The sequence below is a fragment of the Pseudomonas sp. dw_612 genome, assembly GCF_018449725.1.
Taxonomy (GTDB): Bacteria; Pseudomonadota; Gammaproteobacteria; order Pseudomonadales; family Pseudomonadaceae; genus Aquipseudomonas.
The window spans coordinates 167,184-193,135 of the sequence record NZ_JAAVVC010000004.1 but is presented as its reverse complement, the minus strand read 5'-3'; the positions used below and the strand labels follow the sequence as shown (position 1 = coordinate 193,135).

At 60.0% G+C, this 25,952-nt stretch carries 9 protein-coding genes; 6 read left to right on the top strand and 3 right to left on the bottom strand.

Annotated elements, in window-relative coordinates:
- Entirely contained in the window at window positions 1–1,341 is a 1,341-nt protein-coding gene (locus tag HB680_RS08535; RefSeq protein WP_213938070.1) for an HlyD family type I secretion periplasmic adaptor subunit, read from the bottom strand.
- Window positions 1,342–1,347: 6 nt separating this feature from the next.
- Complete coding sequence (locus HB680_RS08530) at window positions 1,348–3,084, bottom strand: type I secretion system permease/ATPase (RefSeq protein ID WP_213938069.1); 1,737 nt, start codon at window positions 3,082–3,084, stop codon at window positions 1,348–1,350.
- A 695-nt stretch (window positions 3,085–3,779) separates the two neighbouring features.
- Here HB680_RS08530 and HB680_RS08525 point away from each other — a divergent pair.
- Window positions 3,780–14,822, top strand: a complete 11,043-nt coding sequence (locus HB680_RS08525) for a peroxidase family protein (protein WP_213938068.1) — start codon at window positions 3,780–3,782, stop codon at window positions 14,820–14,822.
- Between the two features lie 833 nt (window positions 14,823–15,655).
- Window positions 15,656–18,463, top strand: a complete 2,808-nt coding sequence (locus tag HB680_RS08520) for a multicopper oxidase domain-containing protein (protein ID WP_213938067.1) — start codon at window positions 15,656–15,658, stop codon at window positions 18,461–18,463.
- A 424-nt stretch (window positions 18,464–18,887) separates the two neighbouring features.
- Here HB680_RS08520 and HB680_RS08515 read toward each other — a convergent pair whose 3' ends face one another.
- Window positions 18,888–19,487 (bottom strand): helix-turn-helix domain-containing protein, encoded by a 600-nt coding sequence (locus tag HB680_RS08515; protein WP_213938066.1) that lies wholly within the window; start codon window positions 19,485–19,487, stop codon window positions 18,888–18,890.
- Window positions 19,488–19,659: 172 nt separating this feature from the next.
- On the opposite strand from HB680_RS08515, the gene HB680_RS08510 reads away from it, so the two are divergent.
- From HB680_RS08510 to HB680_RS08495, 4 genes are all read left to right on the top strand, one after another.
- Window positions 19,660–19,938, top strand: coding sequence for a LysR family transcriptional regulator (locus HB680_RS08510; protein WP_213938065.1), 279 nt, complete (start codon window positions 19,660–19,662; stop codon window positions 19,936–19,938).
- 142 nt (window positions 19,939–20,080) lie between these two features.
- On the top strand, window positions 20,081–21,325 hold the full coding sequence (mexE, locus tag HB680_RS08505) for a multidrug efflux RND transporter periplasmic adaptor subunit MexE (protein ID WP_213938064.1): 1,245 nt from the start codon (window positions 20,081–20,083) through the stop codon (window positions 21,323–21,325).
- A gap of 11 nt (window positions 21,326–21,336) precedes the next feature.
- Window positions 21,337–24,528 carry an efflux RND transporter permease subunit gene (locus HB680_RS08500; RefSeq protein ID WP_213938063.1) on the top strand — a complete coding sequence of 1,064 codons (3,192 nt, stop codon included), beginning with the start codon at window positions 21,337–21,339 and terminating at the stop codon, window positions 24,526–24,528.
- Window positions 24,528–25,946, top strand: a complete 1,419-nt coding sequence (locus tag HB680_RS08495) for a TolC family protein (RefSeq protein WP_213938062.1) — start codon at window positions 24,528–24,530, stop codon at window positions 25,944–25,946. Before HB680_RS08500 ends, HB680_RS08495 begins: the two co-directional genes overlap by 1 nt.
- Window positions 25,947–25,952 lie beyond the last annotated feature (6 nt).

Here is a 25,952-nt window from a genome sequence, read left to right as displayed (position 1 = left end):
TCATTGTTCCTTGAAGGAGCTGTCAACACGCTCAAGCATGGGTTTGAGAAGATAGCTCAGCATGTTGCGCTCACCCGTCTTGATGGTGACGCTGGCGGGCATACCCGGACGAATGTGATTGCTGCCAAGAAGGCTCATGCCATCGGGCGTGACCTCTACTTGAGCCAGATAGAACGGTTGCTTGCTTTCCTCGTCGAGCAGGCGGTCGGCGGAGACGGTCTTCACGCGGCCTGGAATGTTGGGCGTCCGGGCATGGTTGAAGGCCGGGAAGGCGATGTCCACGGCCAGGCCGGGAACCATCTTGTCGATGGCCTGCACGGGAATCATGGCGTCGACCTGCAGCGGTTCGTTGTCCGGAACGATTTCCATGATCTTGAAGCCGGGCTGAATGATCCCGCCGATGGTCGCAATGCTCAGGGACTGGACCATGCCATCGATGGGCGATCGAATCACCGTGTGGGTCACTTCATAGTCCAGCGCACGCAAGCGGTCGGCCAAGGTGGTATTTTCCTTGGCGGTGTCGGTGAGCTGCGATTCGACTTCCTTCAGGTAATCGTGCTGGCGCTGCAGGATGCGCAGCTTGATTTCGGTGGACTGGCTGCGCACGCGAGCGATGTTGTTGAGGTTCTCGGCCTGGCCGGCGGAGAGGTCGGCATTGCTGCGTTCCAGCTCAAGCAGACGGTTGCGCGGGACATAGCCTTCGGCCGCCAGCATGCGGGTGCCTTTCAGTTCCTGGTTGAGGAAGTTGATCTGCGAGGCGCGGGCGCCATAGACCTGTTGCAGTCCCTTGAACTGCACCGCCGACGCCGCGAGGTTTTCCTGCAGGATGCTGATTTCGCCAGCGAGGCCGGCACGCCGGGTGTCCAGCAGGCGTTGTTGCAGATCCATGGCGGCCAGCAGGCGGTAGTCATTCCCGAAGCGCTTGAGCAATTCGGGATCGTAGTTCACCACATCGCGGCCGTCACGTTCCGCTTCCAGGCGGTTTTCCACCGTTTTGCTGACGATGTACTGGGCGCTGACCGCACCCTGTTCGGCCGCGGCACGCAGCGAGTCGAGGCGGACCACCTCCTGGCCTTTTTTCACTGCATCGCCTTCGCGAACAAGAATAGCCTCCACGGTGCCGCCGCTCAGATGCTGCACGGCTTTGCGATTGCTGGTGATTTTGACCGTGCCTGTCGCGACCACGCCGGCATCCAGCGGCGCCAGCCAGGACCACAGGAGGAAACCACCGAAGCCAGCGAGCATCAGCAGCATGCCCCAGCGCACGGGTTTCCCGACGTCCAGATCCACTACGTTTCTGGGGTCGGTGAGAATCATGTCGGTGTGTTGGCTCATTTGCATGATCGTTTACTCCCGTGCTTTGACGGAGGCGAGCGGAGTTGACGTGCCGGCAGGCATCACACTGGCCTTGCGCAGCGCTGCGAATACTTCGTCGCGAGTGCCGAGCATCTGCACGCCACCGTCGCGCAGCATCAGCACCTTATCGACGGCGCAGAGCACATTGGGACGGTGGGAAATCAGAATGACGGTGGCGCCGCGGTTTTTGAGTTGCGCCAACGCATCGACCAAGGCCTTTTCACCGACGTCATCGAGGTTGGCGTTCGGTTCATCCAGCACAATCAGATTGGGTTCTCCATACAGCGCGCGGGCCAAGGCGATGCGTTGTTTCTGGCCTCCGGAAAGCGGGCTGCCATCGGTGCCCAGACGGGTCTCATAACCCTGCGCCAAACGCAGGATCATCTCGTGAACCCCTGTCGTCCTGGCGGCGCGGATGACCGCATCGCTGTCCACTTCGCCAAAACGCGCAATGTTGTCGGCGATGGTGCCCTCGAACAGCTCCACGTCCTGTGGCAGGTAACCGAGCCAGGGGCCCAGTTCACCCTTGTTCCAGGTGAATATGTCCGCGCCGTCCAGGCGTACCTTGCCGGCCTGCGCCGGCCAGACGCCAACCAACAGGCGGGCGAGGGTGGATTTGCCCGAGGCGGATGGACCGATAATGCCAAGGCTTTCTCCGGGGGAAAGGTTCAAGCTCACCCCACGCACAATCGTGTTGCCGGTGCCGGGGGCGCCGGCATACACGTTCTCCACTGCCAACATGCCCAGCGGCCGCTGCAGCGACATGCTCGGTGGCCGGCGCGGATAGTCGTTCAGCATCTCGTTCAACCGTCCCCAGGCCGAACGGCAGCCAAGAAGCTGCTTCCACGACGCGATGACCTGTTCCACCGGGCCCAGCGCGCGACCGGTGAGGATCGAGCAAGCAATCATCATCCCGGGGGTGATCTTGCCTTCGATCGCCAGCAGCGCGCCGGCGCCGAGGATCAGCGACTGTAAAGTGATACGCACGAAGCGCCCGGTGCTGCTGATCAGGGCGGCACGATCGGAGGCCAGGGTCTGCATTTCCAGTATGCGCAAATGGCTTTGGTACCAGCGCTTGCCGATCGACGGCAGCATGCCCATGGCCTCGATGACCTCGGCGTTGCGCAGGTTGTTGTTGGCGTAGCTGGCGGAGGAGAGGGCGGCCTGATTGGCTTCGGCCAGCGGCTTTTGTGTCGCCTTCTCGGTGAGATAAGCCAGACCCACCAGAATCAGTGAGCCGATCAGTGTGACCAGGCCGAGCAGCGGATGGATCAGATAGGCGACCACCAGGTAGATCGGGGTCCATGGCGCATCAAAGAAAGCGAACAGGCCATTGCCGGTGAGGAACTGTCGCACCTGCGCGAGATCCTGCAGGGCCTGGGCCGGATTACCACCGGCGCGGCTCAGATTGCGCTCGAACGCTGCGGTGAAAATGCGTCGATTTAGGTCCATGTCGAGGCAGTTGCCGACCCGGATCAGCACGCGGGTGCGGAACATTTCCAGCGTGGCCATCAGCAAGAACAGGCCTATCACCAGAATGGTCAACATCGTCAACGTTGTGACGTTGCGGCTGACCAAGGCCCGATCATAGACCTGCAGCATATAGACGGCTGGCGTCAACATCATGACGTTGATGACGCCACTGAACCCTGCCAGCGAATAAAAGCTGCGGCGCAGGCGAAAAATCGCGTCAGCCAGTTCGGATCGGGTGCTCGAGAGCTTGTGCATTTGATAGTCCCTCACCGAAAAAGCCGGTTGTGCTTGCGGCAAAAAAACAGCAGCAAATGTTATGGAAAACCATAGATGTAGTTGCGAATGCTTATCGTGGACACAAGCGATAGCGTTCTTGAAAAAGTTCCATAAGTTTTTATGTTCACATGCAGCAGCGTAGGTGGCGTTTGTCTCTCTAGCGATACAGCTTGAAATAACATTTCGCTCTAGAAGTTCATCTGAATCTATATATCTCGTTTAATAACAGTAAGTTGTCGTGTCAAATGCTGAATGTAATTTTTTACGTCGTAATATTGACAGCGCATGGCTATGCAACTTTAGTCATGTGCAAGGGCGCCCGTCTGAAGCCTGCCATCGCTTCGAAAGTGCAAGGCACGGTGGTCCTGAAGGAGCACGGCATGTCGATCATTTCGTTCTGTAGCACCGCGACGGAGCTGTTCAGGAAGTTCGCTTCGACTTCCCGATTCCATGGCCCACCAGTGGCCCGGAATCGCTCTGCCTAATCGCTTAGCGATCTTTCATTTCGCGAATTCCAGGCGCGCATTTCCGGGCGCAGGGGAACGGCTTTGCCTCACCCACGCCTGCTCTCGCCAAACAACCGAACCAACGAACTGCGCAAGCCAGCACCTGACTGGGCGTGGGAGGGTTTCATCGTCCCGTGCCTTTCTCACAATTAGATCGAGGACACCGCAATGGCCAATTTCAACAAGTCGGACCTGGAATTCATCCTCAAGCAAATCTTCATCGCAGAAGCGCATGCCGACGGCGCCAGCCTCAGTGATTTGCTACCCAACAGTCAGGTGCCCTTCGGCCTGCGCACCGTCGATGGCAGCGACAACAACCTGGTCGCCGGGCAAAGCGAGTTTGGCGCCGCGGACAATTCCTTTCTGCGCCTGCTTGATGCCCAGTATCGAGCGGCCTATGCCGCGTCAGGGACGGTGGTCGACCCGCAGCCACGGATTATCAGTAACCTGATTGTCGACCAGACCGCCAACAACCCGGCCGCAGTCGCGGCGAATGGCGGTGCAGACCCGGTGATCAGCCCCGGTCTGGATGGCGTGTTCGGCACGGCCGACGACAAGGAAGTGTTCTTCATCCCCAACGTGTCGGCGGACGCCGGTCTGACCGCCGGCTTCAACTCGTGGATGACCTTCTTCGGCCAGTTCTTCGACCACGGCCTCGACCTGGTCACCAAGAGCAGTACCGACATCGTATTTATTCCGCTGCAGCCAGACGATCCGTTGTTCGTACCGGGTAGCCCGACCAACTTCATGGTGCTGTCACGTGCAGTGCATACAGCCGGCGCGGACGGAATTCTCGGCACTAGCGATGATGGCCAGCCCAACACCACCTCGCCGTTCGTGGACCAAAGCCAGACTTACAGTTCGCACCCCTCGCATCAGGTGTTCCTGCGCGAGTATGTCCTCAACGCGGCCGGTGACCCTGTTGCAACGGGACGCTTGATTACCAACCGCGATCTCGGCGCCGACGGCAAGTTCGGCACGGCCGACGATGGCGACGGCGAAAATGGCGGCATGGCGACCTGGGCAGTGGTCAAGGCCCAGGCCCGTGACATTCTCGGTATCAACCTGACCGACGCCGATGTGCATAGCGTGCCGCTGCTGGCAACCGATGCGTATGGCAACTTCATCCGGGGTTCGAGCGGCATGCCGCAGGTGGTAATGCGCGTCAGTAACGGTGCTGACGGGATCGCCGGGACAGCAGATGACGTCACGCAACTGGTCGAAGGCAACCGGGATGCTCCGATCAGCCTGGCCAGTGCCGTGAGCACCGGGCATGGCTTTCTCGATGACATCGCCCACAATGCTGCGCCGGTAGTCGTCGGCGGGGTTCTGCAGGCGGATGCTGACACTGATATAGGTAATGCGCAGCCGGTTGGCGCAGGTGGCAACAACCTGACCTACGACAACGAACTGCTCGACGCGCACTACATTGCCGGCGACGGTCGGGTGAACGAGAACATCGGCCTGACGACCGTGCACCATGTGTTCCACTCTGAACACAACCGCCTGGTCCAGCAAACCAAGGACACCCTCCTTGCCGCCGGCGATCTGGCCTTCCTGAATGAGTGGCTGGTGGACGACGTGGCCGCGATACCGACTACACCCGCCGAGATCGCGGCGTTGGTGTGGGACGGCGAACGCCTGTTCCAGGCCGCCAAGTTCGGCACCGAGATGCAGTACCAGCACCTGGTGTTCGAGGAGTTCGCGCGGACCATTCAGCCGCAGATCGATGAATTCCTTGCCCCCAACGGGTATGACACTTCGATCAACCCGGCCATCCTCGCCGAGTTTGCCCACGTGGTGTACCGCTTCGGTCACTCGATGTTGACCGAGACCGTGGATCGCTTCGACCCCGAATTCAATCCGCTCCTCACTGACCCGAACAATCCGGACTCCCAAATGGGGCTGATCGCGGCCTTCCTCAACCCGCTGGCGTTCGCCGGCAGCGGGGCGACTGCGGACGAAGCGGCAGGGGCGATCATTCGCGGTGTGACCCGCCAACTCGGCAACGAGATCGACGAGTTCGTCACGCAAGCGTTGCGCAACAATCTGCTCGGTCTACCGCTCGATTTGCCGGCCCTGAACCTGGCGCGTGGTCGCGACACTGGTATCCCCACGTTGAATGAAGCGCGCCGTGAGATGTACGCATCAACCGGCGACAGCCAGCTCAAGCCGTACATCAGTTGGGCTGACTTTGCGGACCACCTCAAGCACCCCGAGTCGTTGGTCAACTTCATCGCGGCCTATGGCACGCATGACACGATTACGGCGGCGACCACACTGGCAGACAAGCGCGCTGCGGCCTTGGCGCTGGTATTCGGCGGTGCCGGTTCACCGGCTGACCGCCTGGACTTTCTCAACAGCACCAATGCCTATGCCAACGTAACCCTGGCCGGCAAGGATGGGCTGCCGGGGACTGCCGACGACGTGATGGGTGTGACGATCACGGGTCTCGACGACATCGACTTCTGGGTCGGTGGCCTCGCCGAGCAGAAAATGCCGTTCGGCGGCATGCTCGGCTCGACGTTCAACTTCGTGTTTGAAACCCAGCTGGAGGCGTTGCAGAACGGCGACCGCTTCTACTACCTGTCGCGTACCGCGGGCCTGAACTTCGGCACCGAGTTGGAGAACAACTCCTTTGCCAAGTTGATCATGCTCAACACCGATGTCACCCACCTGTCGAACACCGTGTTCCTGACGCCGACGTTCACCCTCGAAGTGAATCAGGCCAATCAGTTCACTAACCTTGGCGCGGACGGCAGCGCCGATCCAACGGGCGGCCTCATGATCAACGGCGTGGAAATCGTGCCGCTGGTGATCCGCGACAACCCCAACACCGTGGGTGCGGACAGTAATTATCTGCAATACACCGGTGAAGACCATGTCGTACTCGGCGGCACCGCCGGCGATGACATCATCGTCTCCGGTGAGGGCGATGACACCCTTTACGGCGACGGCGGCAACGACCGCCTTGAAGGGGGCGCCGGCAATGATGCGGTACTGGGCGGCGCGGGCGATGACATCATCACTGATTCGTTCGGCGACAACCGTCTGGAAGGTAATGCCGGTAACGACGTGATCGTGGCCGGTAGCATGGGTGTTGCAGGCAACCTGATCCTGGGGGGCGATGGCCAGGACTTCATCATCACCACCGAAGACATCAGCACCACCTTTGGCGGTCAGGGCGACGATTTCATCCTCGGCGCCAAGACCAACCTGCCAGCTACCGGCAACGAAGGTGATGACTGGATCGAGAAGGGCACCCAGGACGGCGCGCCTGGCGATAACGCTTCGGCGTTGCTCAATGACGATGTGATCGGCAACGACATCTTTGTTGGTGGTGGTGGCTTCGACGAAATGATCGGCGAGGGTGGCGATGACATCTTTGTCGGCAGCGATGCCCAGGACAACATGGACGGCATGTCCGGTTTCGACTGGGTGACCTACAAAAATGACAAGATCGGCGTGACCGTTGACCTGAGCATGGCCGAGCTGGCGCAGCCACACGGCAATGCGCCAAACCAGAACACCGGTGTGTTCAATCCGGTCGGCGCCTCGCCGGCCTCGATTCTCGACCGTTTTGCCGAGGTCGAAGGCTTGTCCGGTTCGAAATTCGCCGATGTGCTCATTGGCGATAATGTTGATGCGGACACTATCATCAACCACGGTGGTACCACGGGCAGTGCCCTGACCAATGTGGCGTTGATTCGCGGACTGGAGCAGTTTCTGTCCGATGCCGGTTTGCCAACCACCGGCTTTGCCACTGGCAACATCATCCTCGGTGGCAATGGCAGTGACCTGATTGAAGGCCGCGGGGGCGATGATCTGATCGATGGCGACAAATGGATCAACGTCAGAATTGCAGTCTATGCTCCCGGCGACGTCAACCATACCGGCCCTGAGATCGCCAGCTTCGACAGCATGGTCGATATGATTCCGTTCATGCTGGACCGCACGTATAACCCGGGACAGCTCAAGGCCGTGCGGGAAATCCTGCCCGGCACCTCGACGGGCGGGTCGGCCTTTGACACCGCCATTTTCTCCGGACTCCAGTCTGAGTATGTGGTGACGCAGGACACACGCGGCACCGCCAATGTGGCGGACGATGTCTGGACGGTGACCGATACTGAAGTGGGGCGCGACGGCACCGATACCTTGCTGCATATCGAACGCCTGCAGTTCGCCGATACCCAGCGGGTGCTAGTGCCGGGGCTTAATGCGCAACCGACGGGCAGGCCGACCGTCGCAGATGGCAACGGCGGCGAGATAACGGTGGGCGACACACTGACCGTGAGCATGGCCGGTGTGCGCGATACCAACAACATCGCGGTGGGTAACCTGCAGGGTTTCGTCAACAACGCCTCGGTGTCCTACTATTGGCAATTCGAAGCCGACCCTGGCACCGGCGTGTTCGAAGACATCATCCTCCTGCCTGCGGGTGACCTGGGGTTCCAGAGTGCCGACGGCACCACGTTCAAGGTCTCCCCGGATCTTGCCGGGCTGGTATTGCGGGTCAAGGCGATCTACCAGGATGGTCATGGCACGACTGAAGTGGTGTTCTCACAGCCGACTGACGTGGTGGTTCCTGGCGAGCCGGTCGTACCGACGGCGCAGGCACCGGTAGTCGATGCCACCGCGGGTGGCGCGGGGCTGCACATGGTCCGCTCCGACCTCAACTTCATTCTTGATCAGATCAAGATTGCCGAGGCAGACGCGGGCGGTCAGGACATCCTCTCGCTGATCCCGAATATCCGCGCGCCGTTGGGCCTGCGTGCGGTCGATGGTTCGAACAATAACCTGATGAACCTCAACGGTATTAACAACACCGAATTTGGTGCCGCGGATAACACCTTCCCGCGCTTGAGCGATCCAGTCTTCAATCCGGCGGAAGGTGCACCTGCCGGGTTCTTTGGCCCCGGCTCGCCGGCCACTCCGGGATCGTCGTACCAGCAGACCAGCGGCTCAGTGTTTGACTCGCAGCCGCGCACCATCAGTAATCTGATCGTCGACCAGACGTCGAACAACCCGGCAGCTTATGCCACGGCTTACGACGTGGGCGCGGACGGTGTGCTCAACTTCGGCACGGTGGATAACGACGACGTGCTCAAGGATGGCGTACGGATTGTCGCCAGCCCCGGCATGGATGGTCAGTTCGGTACTGACGACGACCACGATGTGTACCTGTTCGAGAACACCACGGCGGATGCGGGATTGTCCGCGCCGTTCAACGCCTGGATGACCTTCTTCGGGCAGTTCTTCGATCACGGTCTGGACCTGGTGACCAAAGGTGGTTCGGGCACCATCTTCATCCCGCTGCAACCGGATGATCCGCTGTATGTGCCAGGCGGCCACGCAAACTTCATGGTGCTGACCCGCGCGACCAACCAGCCAGGGGCGGATGGCGTTCTCGGCACGGCCGACGACATCCATGAACACACCAACACCACGACGCCGTTCGTGGACCAAAACCAGACCTACAGCTCGCACCCATCGCACCAGGTGTTCCTGCGCGGTTATGAGTTGACCGACAACGGCCCCATCGCGACCGGCAGGCTGATCACTAACCGTGACCTGGGGGCGGATGGCAAATACGGTACCGCGGACGACAGCGAAATCGGTGGTATGGCGACCTGGAAAGTGGTCAAGGCGCAGGCCAACGACATTTTGGGTATCCACCTTACCGATGCCGACGTCGAAAACGCCCCACTGTTGGCGACTGACGCCTATGGCAATTTCATCAAGGGGCCGAACGGCTTCCCGATGGTTGTGATGAAGGGCGCTGACGGTCTTGGTGGCACGGCTGATGACGTGCTTGTCGAAGGCAATCCGCTTTCGCCCATTAGCCTGACCAATGCTGTGCGCACTGGTCACCAGTTCCTCGTCGACATTGCCCACAATGCAGCGCCGGTGTTCAGCGGTGGCGTGCTCGTGCCTGACGCGGATACCGACGTTGGCAACGCAGTGCCGTTCAATCCGCAGACCGGGGCCAACCTGGCCTACGACAACGAACTCCTGGATGCGCATTACATCGCTGGCGACGGCCGGGTCAACGAGAACATCGGCCTGACCGCGGTGCATGCGATCTTCCACTCCGAGCACAATCGGCTGGTCGCGCAGACCAAGGACACCGTGCTCGATTCGGGTGACGTGGCCTTCCTCAACGAGTGGTTGCTCACGCCGGTAAGCGGGTTGCCAGCCAACCAGGCTGAGATCGATGCGCTGCTGTGGAATGGCGAGCGCTTGTTCCAGGCTGCCAAGTTCGGCACCGAGATGCAGTATCAGCACCTGGTGTTCGAGGAGTTTGCCCGGACCATCCAGCCCAGGGTCGACCTGTTCTTCGCACCGACCCAGGTCTATGACGTTGACCTCGATGCCTCGATCGTCGCCGAGTTCGCCCACACCGTGTACCGGTTTGGCCACTCGATGCTGACCGAGACTGTCGATCGCTTCGACGTCGATTTCAACGTGGTCGGCGATCCGAACAGTGCTGGTCCTGATCAGCAACTCGGCCTGATCGCGGCGTTCCTCAACCCGTTGGCGTACGCCGCCAGTGGTGTAACGCCCGAGGATGCGACCAGTGCGATCGTGCGTGGGATGACTCGGCAAGCCGGTAACGAAATCGACGAGTTCGTCACCGAGGCGCTGCGCAACAACCTGCTCGGCCTGCCGCTCGACCTGCCGGCGATGAACATCGCCCGTGGCCGCGACGTCGGGATTCCTTCGCTCAATGCGGTCCGCCGCGAGATCTACAGCCAAACCGGTGATACCCAACTCACGCCTTACATCAGCTGGGTCGACCTGGTGCAGCACCTTAAACATCCAGAGTCGTTGATCAACTTCATCGCGGCCTATGGCACCCACGACACGATCACGGCGGCGACCACGCTGGAAGGCAAACGCGCCGCAGCCCTGGCGCTGGTATTGGGTGGTCCTGATGCGCCGGCTGACCGCTTGGATTTCCTCAACGGCACCGGTACCTGGGCCAATGTAACGCTGGCCGGCAAGGATGGGTTGCTGGGGACTGCCGACGATCTGAAGGGAGTGACGGTCACGGGGGTCGATGCCATCGACCTCTGGATCGGCGGCCTGGCCGAAGAGAAAACGCCGTTCGGCGGCATGCTCGGCTCGACGTTCAACTTCGTGTTCGAGAATCAGCTGGAAAAACTGCAGGACGGTGACCGCTTCTATTACCTGGAGCGTACCGCTGGCCTGTCGATGAACGCCGAACTGGAAAGCAACTCGTTCGCCAAGCTGATCATGGCCAACACTTCGGCCACGCACTTGCCGGGCCTGGTGTTCTCGGACCCTGGGTTCTATCTGGAAGTGGACAAGACCAAGCAGTACAACGATGGCCTGGGCAACGCCGATCCGCTTGGCGAGAACGGCGAGCAGGTGGTGTTCCGCGACAACCCGCTGACCGCGGGGCCGGACACCAACTACATCCGGTACTCGGGTGGAGAGCACATCGTGCTGGGCGGCACCAACGGCGCAGACATCCTCATTTCGAGTGAAGGTGATGACACGGTCTGGGGTGACGGCGGCAACGATCGCATTGAAGGCGGTTATGGCAACGACCAACTGCGCGGTGGAACCGGTGACGACATCATTACCGACCTCGGCGGCGACGATAACATTCAGGGCGGCGACGGCAACGACGTGTTGCACGGTGGCAACGGCGTCAACCTGATCATTGGCGGGTTCGGCAATGACTTCATCGTGACCGGTGAGGACGCTTCCGAGGCCATCGGTGGCCAGGGCAATGACTTCATCCTGGGCAGCAAAGCCAACGAACAGGACATGGGTAACGAAGGCAACGACTGGATCGAGAAGGGCACTTCGGACGGTGCACCTGGCGACAACTTCGACCCGGCTGGCAATGACCCGGTGATCGGCCACGATGTGTTCATCGGCGGTAACGAGAACGATAAGTTCAACGGCGAAGGCGGCGACGACATCATGGTCGGCAGTCTCGGCCTGGGTGACCGCTATATCGGCGGCTCCGGCTATGACTGGGCAACCTTCAAGGGGCTCGCCCAGGGCGTGACCATTGATTTCACCGACCGCTTTTTCGATGTTCCGCCGATGCCGGGTTCGGGTGCTTCGGCGCTGGTGCGGTTCGACATCATGGAAGGTCTGTCGGGTTCATCTCACGGTGACTTCCTGCGCGGTGATAACGAAGATGCCACATCGCTGCCCACTGCGGGCGCAACCGGCAGCGTGCTGACTAACATCAACCTGATCAACGGCCTGGCGGATCTGCTGCCAGCCGGAGCGACGTTCTTCGACGGCGGCAACATCATCCTCGGTGGTAGCGGCAGCGACCTGATCGAAGGTCGCGGTGGTGACGACATCATCGACGGTGACAAGTGGCTGAATGTACGCATCAGCGTACGGGCGAACGCTGATGGCACTGGCCCGGAAATCGCCTCGTTCGACAGCATGGAACCGATGGTGCCGTTTATGCTGAACGGTACTTACAACCCGGGCCAGTTGGTCATCGTGCGGGAGATTCTGACCGGCGATAACAGTTTCGACACCGCGTTGTACTCCGGTAATTTTGGGGAATACGGCATCGAGATCGATGGCGACACGGTCATCGTGACCGATTCGGTGGCAGGGCGTGATGGCGTCGATCGCCTGACGGGGATCGAGCGTCTGCAGTTCGCTGACGTTGCGCTGTCGTCCGGAGTCGGCACCGCTCAAAACAACGACCCATTGGGTCATCTGGCAATCCTCGATGCTGCTACGGGTGTGCGTGACGATACGCCTGTTGCCGGCCAGTTGCTGCGCGTCAGTGATTCGGCGGTACACGACGCGGACAACCAAAGCGTGGTCAACCCGACCGGTACGGTGACCGGCGCGGTGGCTTACTACTGGCAGGTCGAAAACATTGCCGGCTCGGGCATCTATGAAGACATCACCACCCTCGCCGCTGGCGAGGCAACGCGGGCGACAGGCACCACCTTCCGGGTGGGAGCCGATGAGGCGGGACTGAACATCCGCGTCCGTGCGGTGTATCAGGATACCAAGGGCACGCTGGAGATCGTCGACTCGTCCGGGAACAGTACACCGACCGAAGGGCCGACCATTACCGGCCTTGCCGTACAGAACCAGGTGTTGACCGCTGACCCGTCGAGCATCATCGACCTCGATGGCCTGAGCAGCAATCCGCAGTTCACCTACCAGTGGCAGGCGAACGACGGGCTTGGCTTCGTCAACATCGCCGGCGCTACCGGTGGCACGTTCGCGCTTGGCCAGGCTCAGGTCGACCAGGAAGTGCGCGTGGTGATCGGTTACGTGGATGCCTTCGGTGTGGCCGAAAGCGTTTCGTCCAACATCGTGGGGCCGGTGGACAACGTCAACGATGCACCGACTGCAGGGCCGACCGTAACCGGACTTGCAGTGCAGAACCAGGTGTTGACTGCTAACCCGGCGAGCATCATCGACATTGATGGCCTCAACAATCCGCAGTTCACCTACCAATGGCAGGCGAACAACGGGCCTGGCTTCGTCAACATCGCCGGCGCTACCGGTAGCACGTTCGCGCTTGGCCAGGCTCAGGTCGGCCAGGCAGTGCGCGTGGTGGTCGGTTACGTGGATGACTTCGGTGCGGCCGAAAGCGTTTCATCCAACATCCTGGGGCCGGTGGCCAACGTCAACGATGCACCGACAGGTGTGTTGCTGATCAGCGATACGACACCGGATCAAGGGCAGGTGCTGACCGCGCTGACGGGTGGGATTGCCGATCGGGATGGGCTAGGCTCCTTCAGCTTCCAGTGGCAGCAAGGTACCGGCGCGTCCTTCACTAACATCAACGGCGCGACGGCTGCGACCTTCACCCCTGGTGCGGCGCAGGTCAATCTGCAACTGCGAGTGATCGTGCGCTACACCGATGGCTTCGGCGCGCTGGAGTCGGTGACCTCTGCGGCGACGGCGGCGGTTGTGATACAGGGCGTGGTACTGCTGGGCAATGCTTTGGCGAACACCCTCACCGGCACCGCGGGTAACGATGTGCTGTCTGGCCTGGGCGGGAACGATACGCTGAATGGCCTCGCCGGTATCGACCAGTTGTTTGGCGGCACTGGCAACGACATCCTCAACGGCGGAGACAACGACGACGTCCTCAATGGCGAGGACGGCAACGACACCCTCAACGGTGGGCTCGGCGCGGATGCCATGAACGGCGGTGCCGGCAACGATACGTTTGTGGTCGACAACGTCGCAGACCTTGTCACCGAGGTGCTGGGCGGTGGTACCGATCTGGTGCAAACCAGTCTGACGAACTACCTGCTCGGTGCCAACGTCGAGAACCTGACCTATACGGGCGCCGCTAACTTCACCGGTACCGGTAACGCGCTGGCCAACACCATCACCGGCGGGGTGGGTAACGACCTCCTCAATGGCGGTGCGGGTGCTGACCGGATGGTGGGGGGCGCTGGCAACGATACCTACGTTGTCGATGCAGCCGCAGACGTGGTGGTCGAGGTGGCGGGTGGCGGTACGGACACCGTGCAGACTTCGCTGGCCAGCTACACGCTGGGCGCTAATGTCGAAAATCTGACCTACACCGGAGCCGGCAACTTCGTCGGCATCGGCAACGGGTTGAACAACTCCATCACCGGCGGGGTGGGTAATGACACCCTCAATGGTGGCGACGGCAACGACATCCTCACCGGCAATAGCGGCAACGACACACTGAATGGCGACGCCGGTAACGACCAACTGTTCGGTGGCCTTGGCACGGATACCCTGAACGGTGGCACTGGCGACGACAGCCTCGATGGCGGTGACGGGGCGGATGTCTTGAATGGTGGAGCAGGCAACGACACGCTGCTCGGTGGTGACGCAAACGACACATTGTTGGGTGGTATCGGCAATGACTTTATCGATGGCGGTATTGGCAACAATACGGTCACTGGCGGTGCCGGCAACGACGTGATGGTTGCCAGCAGTGGCAACGATATCTTCATGTTCGCAGCGGGCTTCGGGGCCGATCAGATCATCGGCTTCGATGCCAACGCGGTGGGAGGCCAGGACCGGCTCGACATTTCCGCGTTCGGCGTCACTGCTGCGACCTTTGCCGGCATCGTCATCATCACCGATATCGGTGCGGATACCCTGATCAGCTCCGCAGGACCTGAGTCCATCCGCCTGGTCGGTGTGGCCGATGCAACAACCGTCACTGCCGCAGATTTCATTCTCGCCACTTGAGGTCCTGATCAGTACGGTCGCAGACGCGTGAAAGCGGAGGGGAGGGCATGGATGCCCTCCCTTTTTTTCTTTAAAAAACTGGCTGTTTGTTGAGCTGAAAATGGGTACTTACTGCCGAGAAGAATCGTCAACGCTCTGGAAGTATCAGGTGTTGGATCTAGAGCAGCAGGCAACGATCCAAATTGGCTGAATGCGATCTTCGACGGTTTATCAGCGAATGATTCTTAACTGCTGAACAAGCTGAAAAGACTCCATGCGGCCCCGATCGAAAAAATGAAAAGAGTCAGTGCCAACGTGAGGATTAGCGGTTCGATGCGCATGAAAGTGACTCCTCAAAAGGGCAAGTAATGCACGCACTGAGAGTGCCCCAGGAAAGTTGTTTTTCCAGTGGCAGCAACTTCAAACTCCCAATTAATGCGCTAGTGAACTCACAGCATTCTCTATGCCAAAAAATTCAATAGCTTATAATTCCCCGCCAGTGGGGGCGCTGGATTCTGTGTCCAGTTTTCCATCAAAAAAGTTGAAATTGGATATGGGTAATACAACCCATTTATGGGGGATTTATTTCAACGTGGGTATAACAATATTACAGGTGACTTTAGTTGGGTATTGGGGGTTGTTTCTGCCGGCCGTTTAAATGGGTTTCCTGAAAACGGGTGTGAACTTTACCCGTTAACGGGTGACATCCCCCAGTTGTTTTCCCCGGTCACGGCAAGTGATGCTGATAACACGTTAGTTTGTTCAGTATTAATACTTTCTTAAAAAAGGCTACAAGTCTGGCGAGGTACTTGCACAACCCCCATTACCCCTTCACAACTTCGAGGCGGCTGGTGATGGACACAAAAGCGCGGCACCCCTGCAAGTGGTTCGGCCTGTTGACGCCTCTGAGCGTCCTACTGACAATGACGCTGGGCACAGCGACTCTGCGTGCCAGCCCCATCGATGACGAGCGACAGCCAGAACCTTCCGACCCCTCGGCTTACCACGATGAACCGGCTGACAAAGCAGGAGCCTTGAACGCCATTTTGACCATGCCCCCGGCTAACCTCGATTCCTTCGACTTGCCGGCGGGCGTCAAAGGCAGCAAAAGCACCACACGCCAGGAAAACATCCTGCCGCCGGCGGTGCAGACCAGTTTCAATTACCCTACCAACGGAAAACCCAGCCCACTGTACGGGGCTCTGCCGTTCACTCAGCAACTGGTGCTGTTCGAAGAATTCGGCCCGGAAAAACTCGACCCCACCACCCCGGCGGCGCCATTGCCGTTTCCGCCGGCGGCCATTGGCCCGCTGCCGCAACAAGATCCCACCAGCGCCGCTCGTAGCGCCCCGTCGAGTGCGGCGCTCGACGCTTTCATGCGTCAACCGGGCTTGACCCCGTTCCCGAACCAGTACTCCAACGTGGTCGACCGTAACCCGTGGCAGAAGCAGATCGAATTTTTTCTCAACCGCCGTATCGGTTCGTCGGCTGAAGGCCGTCCGCCAGGAAAAGGCTGGTCGCACCAGCGCTGGAACGAGTTTTACCCGCAAGTGGCCTACAAAACCGTGCAAACCGGCGCACGGTTGAATACCGGTGGGCGTGATAGTCGTCAGATGCACGGCTATGCCTTGGGCGAGTTTGGCCCCGGCGGCCTCTATCACAACGTGGCTGGCGTACCGGCGACCGATGGCACCGCCAAGGGCGTCAGTCCGCGTTTCCACCCGAAAATGCCGATACAGAATCACAACTCGGTGTGGACCTTCGACGGCACTGTGCCGCCCAAATTGCTGATGGTGCGTTACGGGCAACCCGTGTTGATGCGCCACTACAATGGCTTGCCGATCGACCCGTCGGCCAACATGGGTTTTGGCCTGCACACCATCACCACCCACGAACACAACGGTCATGCACCGGCGGAAAGCGACGGTTATGCCAATGCGTTTTTCTTCCCGGGGCAATTTTACGACTATCGCTGGCCGATCCAGTTGGCCGGTTACGACAGCATCAACACCAAGGCTGAAGACCCGCGTGCAGCATTTCCATGCTCGCCGGGCGAAACCCTGTGGACCAACGACCTCACCCCCAGCCGCAAGACCTGCAACAACGGCACGATCAAGATCCGCGGTGACTGGCGCGAAACCATGAGCACTCACTGGTTCCACGACCACATGCTCGATTTCACCGCGCAGAACGTCTACAAGGGCAACGCGGCAATGATGAATTACTACAGCGCCCTGGACCGCGGCAACGAATCGGTAAACGACGGCGTCAATCTGCGTTTCCCCAGCGGCAGCGCCTTGCCGTGGGGTAATCGCGACTACGACGTCAACCTGCTGTTTGCAGACAAGGCGTGGGATAAGAACGGCCAACTATGGTTTAACCCGTTCAATACCGACGGCTTCCTCGGTGATCAGGTGCTGGTCAACTGGCAGTGGAAACCGAGTCTGGATGTGCGTGCCCGCAGCTATCGGTTCCGCATGCTCAATGGCTCAGTGTCGCGCTACTTCAAACTGGCTCTGGTGCGCGAGATCAAGGGCACTGGCGGGGAGTTTCAAGGGCCCGCCGGGTCGGGCGTGTCGTTTGCCCGCGTGCCGTTCCACATGATTGCCAACGACGGCAACATCATGGAACACAGCGTACCGTTCGACGGCAGCATGGACCTGGATGCCGACGGCGATAAACAGAACCACAACGCGATCCTGCCAACCATGGGCATCGCCGAGCGTTTCGACATCATCGTCAACTTCGCGAAAAACGGGATCAAACCGGGGGACAAGCTGTTCTTCGTCAACCTGCTGGTGCACGAAGACGGCAAGGGCCCGGAAGAGCCCGCCTCCCTGGCTGACGTGCTGTCCGAGAAATACCGGGCGATCCTCAAGCAAACCAGCAAGGGGCCGAAGTGGGAGGACGGTGATCCAGCGGTAGGCAAGGTGTTGCAGTTCAACGTCAAGGCGTACACCGGCCAGGACCTGGCCATGGACCCGGCTGCTTATGAACCAGCCAAACCGGGCAAGGCTGAAGGCCTGGTGATGATCCCGCTGAAAATCCATCGCGACAACGCCGCCGATAAGGCGCTGCTGGCTCAAGCCCGTCACCGCACATACACATTCGGCCGTTCCGACGGCACCGATGAAGCACCGTGGACGGTCAAGACCGATGGCGGGTTCGGTTTCAGCATGGACCCACGGCGTTTGAACACCTCGACCCAACTGGCCAGTGGCCCCACCGATGCCGGTGTTACCGGTTTCGGCACCCTGGAGGTGTGGAACATCAAGCTCGGCGGCGAGGGCTGGAGCCACCCGGTGCATGTGCATTTCGAGGAGGGGATCATCCTCAGTCGCGGTGGTAAGGTCCCACCGGAATGGGAAAAATGGGCACGCAAGGACGTGTACCGCATCGGCCCGGAAAAGGATGGCCTGGACAACGTCGAAATAGCGATCAGCTTCCGCGAATTCGCCGGGACGTACATGGAGCACTGTCACAACACTCAGCATGAGGACAACTCGATGCTGCTGCGCTGGGACATTGAGAAACCCGGGCAATTCCAGTTAATGCCGACACCGCTGCCGAGTTGGGACGGGGTGCGTTACGTGAACTCCGCTGCGCTGCCAACCTTCCGCACTGGCGACGGCTACGGCCTTAAAGCGGTGGTCAAACCATGAACTGCGAGGGAGCCGACATGAAAATGCATATGCCGCGCTCCCGCGCCCTGGGACTGCACTATTTCCGAACTCCTTGCTGACCGATCGGGAGGTCGGCAGGTGCGTTTCTTCAAGGGCCACAACCTGAGCCTGATCGTCGGCAAACAGGCCACGGGCGCTGGATGAAAGCTTTGTCTGCCGATCTGCCGCGCATTGAAGTCATCCACGAACTGATCTGTACCTGTGGTTGCCGCAAGCATGTGATCAGTGAATAAACCAGCGAGCGGTTGGATATCGTCAGTTGAGAGGGACCAAGCGCTGGTAGTTTCTTTCTTCTTGGTTAAGTAAGCCGGACGTGCGCAACGGTGAATGAACTTGGCGAGCGGTCGGCACAGACTGTGCGCCAACCACCGATCCATCTGCTGATACGGGCCCGGAAACGGGCTCAGGCCTCATCCTTTGAGCACTCGACAACCGTCTCTTCCGTTTCGGGAATGACAGGCCACCCATTGATGACTGACTGCAGGATCTGTTCGGACAACTCAGGGTTGTCCAGCGCTCTGGCAATCAGGATTGCACCCGCTATGGAAGACAGGATGCGCAGTGATTCCTGGTACTTCGCGTCTTGGTCTTCCCCCTCGATCAGCGCCATCAACGTTCCGATCAAACGCTCGACGCCTTGGGTGAAGGACTTGCTGACAGTTCCCCCCGTCCGGGCCACATCGGCGCCTAGCGCGGGGATGGGGCAGCCTTTGGACCAGTTATCCAGATGCGCTTGCGTCAGGTAGCCCTTGATCAGTTCGGGAATGGATTTGGCGTTTTGCCAGTCCTGGATATTGGACTCGAACGTCCGGCTGACGGCCTCTGAGGCCAGTTGTTCCTTGCCGCCCGGAAACTGTCCGTAGAAGCCGCCATGGGTCAGGCCCACCGAACGCGACAGTTCAGCAATGCCGATGCCGTCGATACCTTTCTCCCGATACAGCCGCGACGCGGCCGCAAGAATGGCTTCTTTGTTCGCGGCGGCCTGGTCTTTCGTGACTTTCATGAGACTGCTCCTGTGGCCAGTTCGGCGTTGCTTGGGAAAAGCTTTGCTGAGAGGCTGGTAATGATTATGTTCGTAATATAAAGTCGCTGCAATGGCTTTGCCCGTATCGGCGCAAGTCTGGGGGATCCCGAGCTTGTGGCTCAAGTCGAAAATCTCTACGTGGACCGGACTCATGAAACGTAATGATCTGCGCAGTATCGATCTGAATCTGTTGGTGGTGTTCGAGACGCTCATCCAGGAGCGCAATCTCACCCGCGCGGCCAAGCAATTATCGCTGGGACAACCTGCGGTCAGTGCGGCGCTGGTGCGTTTGCGAAAGCTGTTCAACGACCCTTTGTTCGAGCGCATCGGTCGCAGGATGGTGCCCACCGAGCGGGCATTGAATGCGGCGCAGACGCTGGGGCCGGCGCTGGATTGCGTTTGCACGGTGCTCACGGATACCAGGGTTTAAACGAGTCAATCCCTTTTTTTGCCCTTAAACATGACGCATATCATTAATGATGATAGCCAACTTCACTCCGATCAATTCGTCGCGACCTCGCGCGAGGCTGAGAATCCGGAAATTCCTAAACCGTCTGGCGGACACTACCCCCATGGAACAGTCACTCAAACCTTTGCGTTATCCCCTTGCTGCGTTGGCGCTGGTGGTGCTTACCGCCTGTGAACGTTCACCTACTGCCGCCCAGGCGCCGGGTGCGCCGCACGTTACCGTGGCCAAAGTGCTTGAGCAGCCCATTACCGAATGGGACGAAGTCACCGCTCGCCTGGAAGCCCCGGAAACCGTAGAAGTTCGTCCACGGGTAACCGGGCAGATTGATCGCGTAGCCTTTACTGACGGCGCGCTGGTGAAGAAGGGCGATTTGCTGTTCCAGATTGACCCACGTCCTTTTGAACACGAAGTGCATCGCATCGAAGCGCAGCTGCAACAGGCGCGCGCCACCCTGGTCCGCACCGGCAACGAAGCGCAGCGCGGCCAACGGCTGTTGAGCAGTAACGCGATTTCCGCCGAACTGGCCGACACCCGAACCACCACCGCGCAGGAAGCCAGGGCCGGTGTCGATGCCATTCAGGCGCAGTTGGACCTTGCCCGCTTGAACCTGAGTTTCACCCGCGTCACTGCGCCGATCACCGGCCGTGTCAGCCGGGCGGAAATCACTGCCGGCAACATCGTGACCGCCGACACCACAGCGCTGACCAGCGTGGTTTCCACCGACAAGGTCTACGCCTATTTCGATGCGGACGAACGCATGTTCCTCAAATACAGCCAACTATCCCGCCAGGGGCTGCGCGGTCAATCCACGCCGGTGTACATGGGGTTGTCGAACGAGGAGGGCAACAGTCACCTCGGGCAGATGAACTTTGTCGACAATCAGGTCAACCCGAAGACCGGCACTATCCGTGGTCGCGCGGTGTTCGATAACGCTGACGGCCAGTACACCCCCGGTCTGTATGCGCGGTTGAAACTGGTGGGCAGCGCCGCCTATCCCGGCCTGCTGATCAAGGACGAAGCGGTGGGCACCGACCTCGGCAAAAAATTCGTGCTGGTGGTCGACCAGGACAACAAAGCCGTTTATCGCAGCGTCGACCTCGGGCCGAAGCTCGAAGGCTTGCGCATCGTGCGCAGCGGCCTGCAAAAAGAGGATCGTATCGTCATCAACGGCTTGCAGCGTGTGCGTCCCGGCGCGGTGATCAGCCCTGAGGATGCGCCGATGGCCAGTCCCGAAGTCGTGGCGATCCTGACGCAAAAACGTCAGGCCATCGAAGCCTCCAATCCACCTGTTTCCGCACAATCACCTGCACTGGTGAAAGCCGATTCAGCCGCTGCGCCTCGCGGATAAGGAGCACCGACATGAAGTTCTCCCAGTTCTTTATCACGCGCCCGATCTTCGCGGCAGTGCTGTCGCTGCTGATCCTGATTGCCGGCGCCATTTCGCTGTTCCAGTTACCGATCAGCGAATACCCGGAAGTGGTTCCACCTACCGTGGTCGTTCAAGCCAACTATCCCGGCGCCAACCCGAAAGTCATCGGCGAAACCGTGGCCGCCCCCTTGGAGCAAGCCATCACCGGCGTCGAGAACATGTTGTACATGTCCTCGCAATCCACGGCGGACGGCCGACTCACTCTCACCGTGACATTCGCTTTGGGCACCGATCTGGACAACGCCCAGGTTCAGGTGCAGAACCGTGTGACCCGCACCGAACCCAAGCTGCCCGAGGAAGTGACGCGTATCGGTATCACCGTCGACAAGGCCTCTCCGGAATTGACACTGCTGGTGCATTTGGTGTCGCCGGACAAGCGCTACGACATGCTCTACCTGTCCAACTATGCGATCCTCAACGTCAAGGATGAGCTGTCGCGCCTGGACGGTATCGGTGACGTGAAGATGTTCGGTATTGGCGACTATTCGCTGCGTATCTGGCTCGATCCGAACAAGACCGCTTCGCGCAATCTGACCGCGACCGACGTGGTCAATGCAGTGCGCGAACAGAATCGTCAGGTCGCCGCCGGGCAACTGGGTTCGCCGCCAGCGCCGAATGCCACGAGCTTCCAGATGTCGATCAACTCCCAAGGGCGGTTGGTCAGCGAAGAAGAGTTCGAGAACGTCATTATCCGCAGCGGTCCGGACGGCGAAATCACGCGCCTGAAAGACATCGCCCGGGTCGAACTGGGGTCCAATCAATACGCCTTGCGCGCCTTGCTCAACAACGAGGAAGCGGTGGCAATGCCGATCTTCCAGCGCCCCGGCTCGAATGCGATCGACATCTCCAACCAGGTGCGGGCGAAGATGGCGGAGCTGAAGAAAAGCTTCCCGGAAGGCATGGACTACGAGATCGTTTATGACCCGACGATCTTCGTGCGCAGCTCGATCGAGGCGGTGGTCCACACCTTGTTCGAAGCACTGATCCTCGTGGTGCTGGTGGTGATCCTGTTCCTGCAAACCTGGCGCGCCTCGATCATTCCGCTGGTCGCGGTGCCGGTGTCGCTGATCGGTACATTTGCCGTGATGCACCTGTTCGGGTTCTCGTTGAATGCGCTGTCGCTGTTCGGCCTGGTTCTGGCGATCGGGATCGTGGTCGATGATGCGATCGTGGTGGTGGAGAACGTCGAACGCAACATCGAGTCGGGACTTGAACCGGTCGAGGCGACCAAAAAAGCCATGGGCGAGGTGACCGGTCCGATCATCGCCACGGCGCTGGTGCTGTGTGCGGTATTCGTGCCCGCCGCGTTTATCTCGGGCCTGACCGGGCAGTTTTACAAACAGTTCGCGTTGACCATTGCCATCTCCACCGTGATCTCGGCGTTCAACTCGTTGACCCTGTCGCCGGCATTGGCCGCTGTGTTGCTCAAGGCCCACGGTGCGCCGAAGGACCGTTTCTCCAAAGTGCTGGATCGCCTGTTGGGCGGCTGGCTGTTCAAACCCTTCAACCGCTTCTTCGATAAGGCCAGCCATGGCTACGTGATTGCCGTGGCCAAAGTCATTCGTGGCAGCAGCGTGGCGTTGCTGGTTTATGCCGGCCTGATCGCGATGACGTACCTGGGTTTCAGCACCACGCCCACCGGTTTTGTACCGACCCAGGACAAAAAGTACTTGGTGACCTTCGCCCAATTGCCGGATGCCGCCAGCCTGGATCGCACCGAAAACGTGATTCGCCGTATGAGCACCATCGCCATGAACGAGCCGGGCTTCGACAGCGCCGTGGCGTTCCCGGGCCTGTCGATCAATGGCTTTACCAACAGCCCGAATGCCGGCATCGCCTTTATCGGCTTGCGGCCGTTCGATGAACGCAAGGATCCGAGCCTGTCCGCCGGGGCGATTTCCGCTTCTCTGAACGCCAAATTTGGCGGCATCCAGGACGCCTACATCGCGGTGTTCCCGCCGCCGCCGGTGCAAGGCCTGGGCACCATCGGTGGGTTCCGCTTGCAGATCGAAGACCGGGGCAACCTGGGTTACGACGAGCTGTACAAAGAGACCATGAACATCATCGGCAAGAGCCGCACTGTTCCGGAACTGGCCAACCTGTTCACCAGCTACACGGTCAACGTGCCACAGGTCGAAGCCGCCATTGACCGTGAAAAAGCCAAGACCCACGGCGTGGCGATCAACGACATTTTCGACACATTGCAGGTGTACCTCGGTTCGCTCTACGCCAACGACTTCAACCGTTTCGGGCGGACCTATCAGGTCAACGTGCAGGCCGAACAGCAATTCCGTCAGGAGCCGGAGCAGATTGGCCAGTTGAAAGTGCGCAATGACCACGGGGAAATGATTCCGCTGGCCACCTTCGTCAAGATCAGCCCGACGTCCGGACCTGACCGCGTCTCGCACTACAACGGTTTTGTCACCGCGGAAATCAACGGCAGCGCAGCGCCCGGCTACAGCTCCGGCCAAGCGCAGGCGGCGATTGAAAAGCTGCTCAAAGAAGAGCTGCCCAATGGCATGACCTACGAGTGGACCGACCTGACCTACCAACAGATTCTGTCCGGTAACACCGCGTTGCTGGTGTTCCCGCTCTGCGTGCTGTTGGCGTTCCTGGTCCTGGCGGCGCTGTATGAGAGCTGGAGTTTGCCATTGGCGGTGATCCTGATCGTGCCGATGACCCTGCTGTCGGCGATTGCCGGGGTGATCATTTCCAAGGGCGACAACAACATCTTTACCCAGATCGGTTTGATCGTGCTGGTCGGCCTGGCGTGCAAGAACGCGATCCTGATCGTCGAGTTCGCCAAGGACAAGCAGGAGCAGGGCATGTCGCCGCTGGACGCGGTGCTGGACGCCTGCCGCATGCGGCTGCGGCCGATTCTGATGACCTCGTTCGCCTTCATCATGGGTGTGATCCCGCTGGTAACGTCCAGCGGTGCCGGTTCGGAAATGCGCCGGGCGATGGGGGTCGCGGTGTTCTCCGGGATGCTCGGCGTGACCTTCTTCGGGTTGCTGCTGACGCCTGTGTTCTTTGTTCTGATCCGTCGTTCCATCGAGCGCAAAAACGCGCGCAAAAGCACCGAGCTTCACCCGGCAAACGCATTGAATCCGGAGGCACGTTAATGAACACCCTGAAGCTCTTTTTACCCAGCCTGTTGGTCGTTGCGCTCGCCGCTTGTACCGTTGGCCCAGACTACAAAACCCCCGACACCGCGCCGGCCACTCTCGTGTCGGTACAAAGCGGTCACTACGATCAATCGCGTTTTGAAACGGTGTGGTGGCAGCAATTTGATGACCCCACGCTCAACCAGTTGGTGAGCAAATCCCTGGAAGGCAACCGCGATCTGCGCGTCGCGTTTGCCCGCTGGAAAGCGGCCCGGGCGATTCGTGATGACGTCAGCAACGACAATTTGCCGGTGGTCACCAGCCGCGTTAGCAGCCAACAAGGAAAGGGACAAGTGCCCGGCCAGACCGAGAGCCGGGTCAATCAGGAACGCTACGATCTGGGGCTGGACATGGCCTGGGAAGTCGATCTGTTTGGCCGCATCCAACGCCAATTGGAATCCAGCGACGCCCAGGAAGACGCCGCCGCAGCGGACTTGTATCAGCTTCGCGTGACCATGATTGCCGAGTTGGTCGACGCCTATGGGCAGCTACGAGGTGCGCAACTGCGGGAAAAAATTGCCTTGGCCAACCTGAAGAATCAGCAGGACTCGCGCACGGTGACGGTCAGCCTGCGCGACGCCGGCGTGGGTAATGAGCTCGACGTGGTGCGTGCCGATGCACGTTTGGCGGCGGTAGAAGCCACGGTACCGCAACTGCAAGCGGAGCAGGTGCGGCAGAAAAACCGCATCGCCACGCTGTTGGGTGAGCGCCCGAATGCCTTGAGTGTTTCGTTGAGTCCCGCTGAGTTGCCGGCCATCGCCAAAGCGCTGCCGATCGGCGATCCCGCCGAACTGCTGCGCCGGCGCCCCGATGTGCTCGCCGCCGAGCGCAGGCTGGCGTCCGCCACGGCTGAAATCGGCGTGGCCACTGCCGACTTGTTCCCGCGCGTGAGCCTGAGTGGTTTCCTTGGTTTCACGGCGGGCCGTGGTTCGCAGATCGGTTCCAGCGCAGCCAGAGCTTGGGCTCTGGGCCCAAGCATTACCTGGGCGGCATTTGACCTGGGCAGCGTGCGGGCGCGTATCCGGGGGGCCGACGCCAATGCCGAAGGCGCCCTGGCGACCTATGAGCAACAAGTGCTGCTGGCGCTGGAAGAGTCTGAAAACGCCTTCAGCGACTATGGCAAACGCCAACAGCGTTTGTTGTCGTTGATCAAGCAGAGTGAGTCGAGCCGTGCCGCCGCCGACCTCGCCGCGATCCAGTACAAGGAAGGGACCGTGGATTATCTGGTGTTGCTGGATGCGCAGCGCGAGCGGCTCAACGCCGAAGATGCCCAGGCACTGGGTGAAACCGACCAGTACCGTGGCATTGTCGCGATCTATAAAGCGTTGGGTGGCGGCTGGGATAGCAGCGGAGGTCGGGTCGCGGGGATTAATTGATAGCCC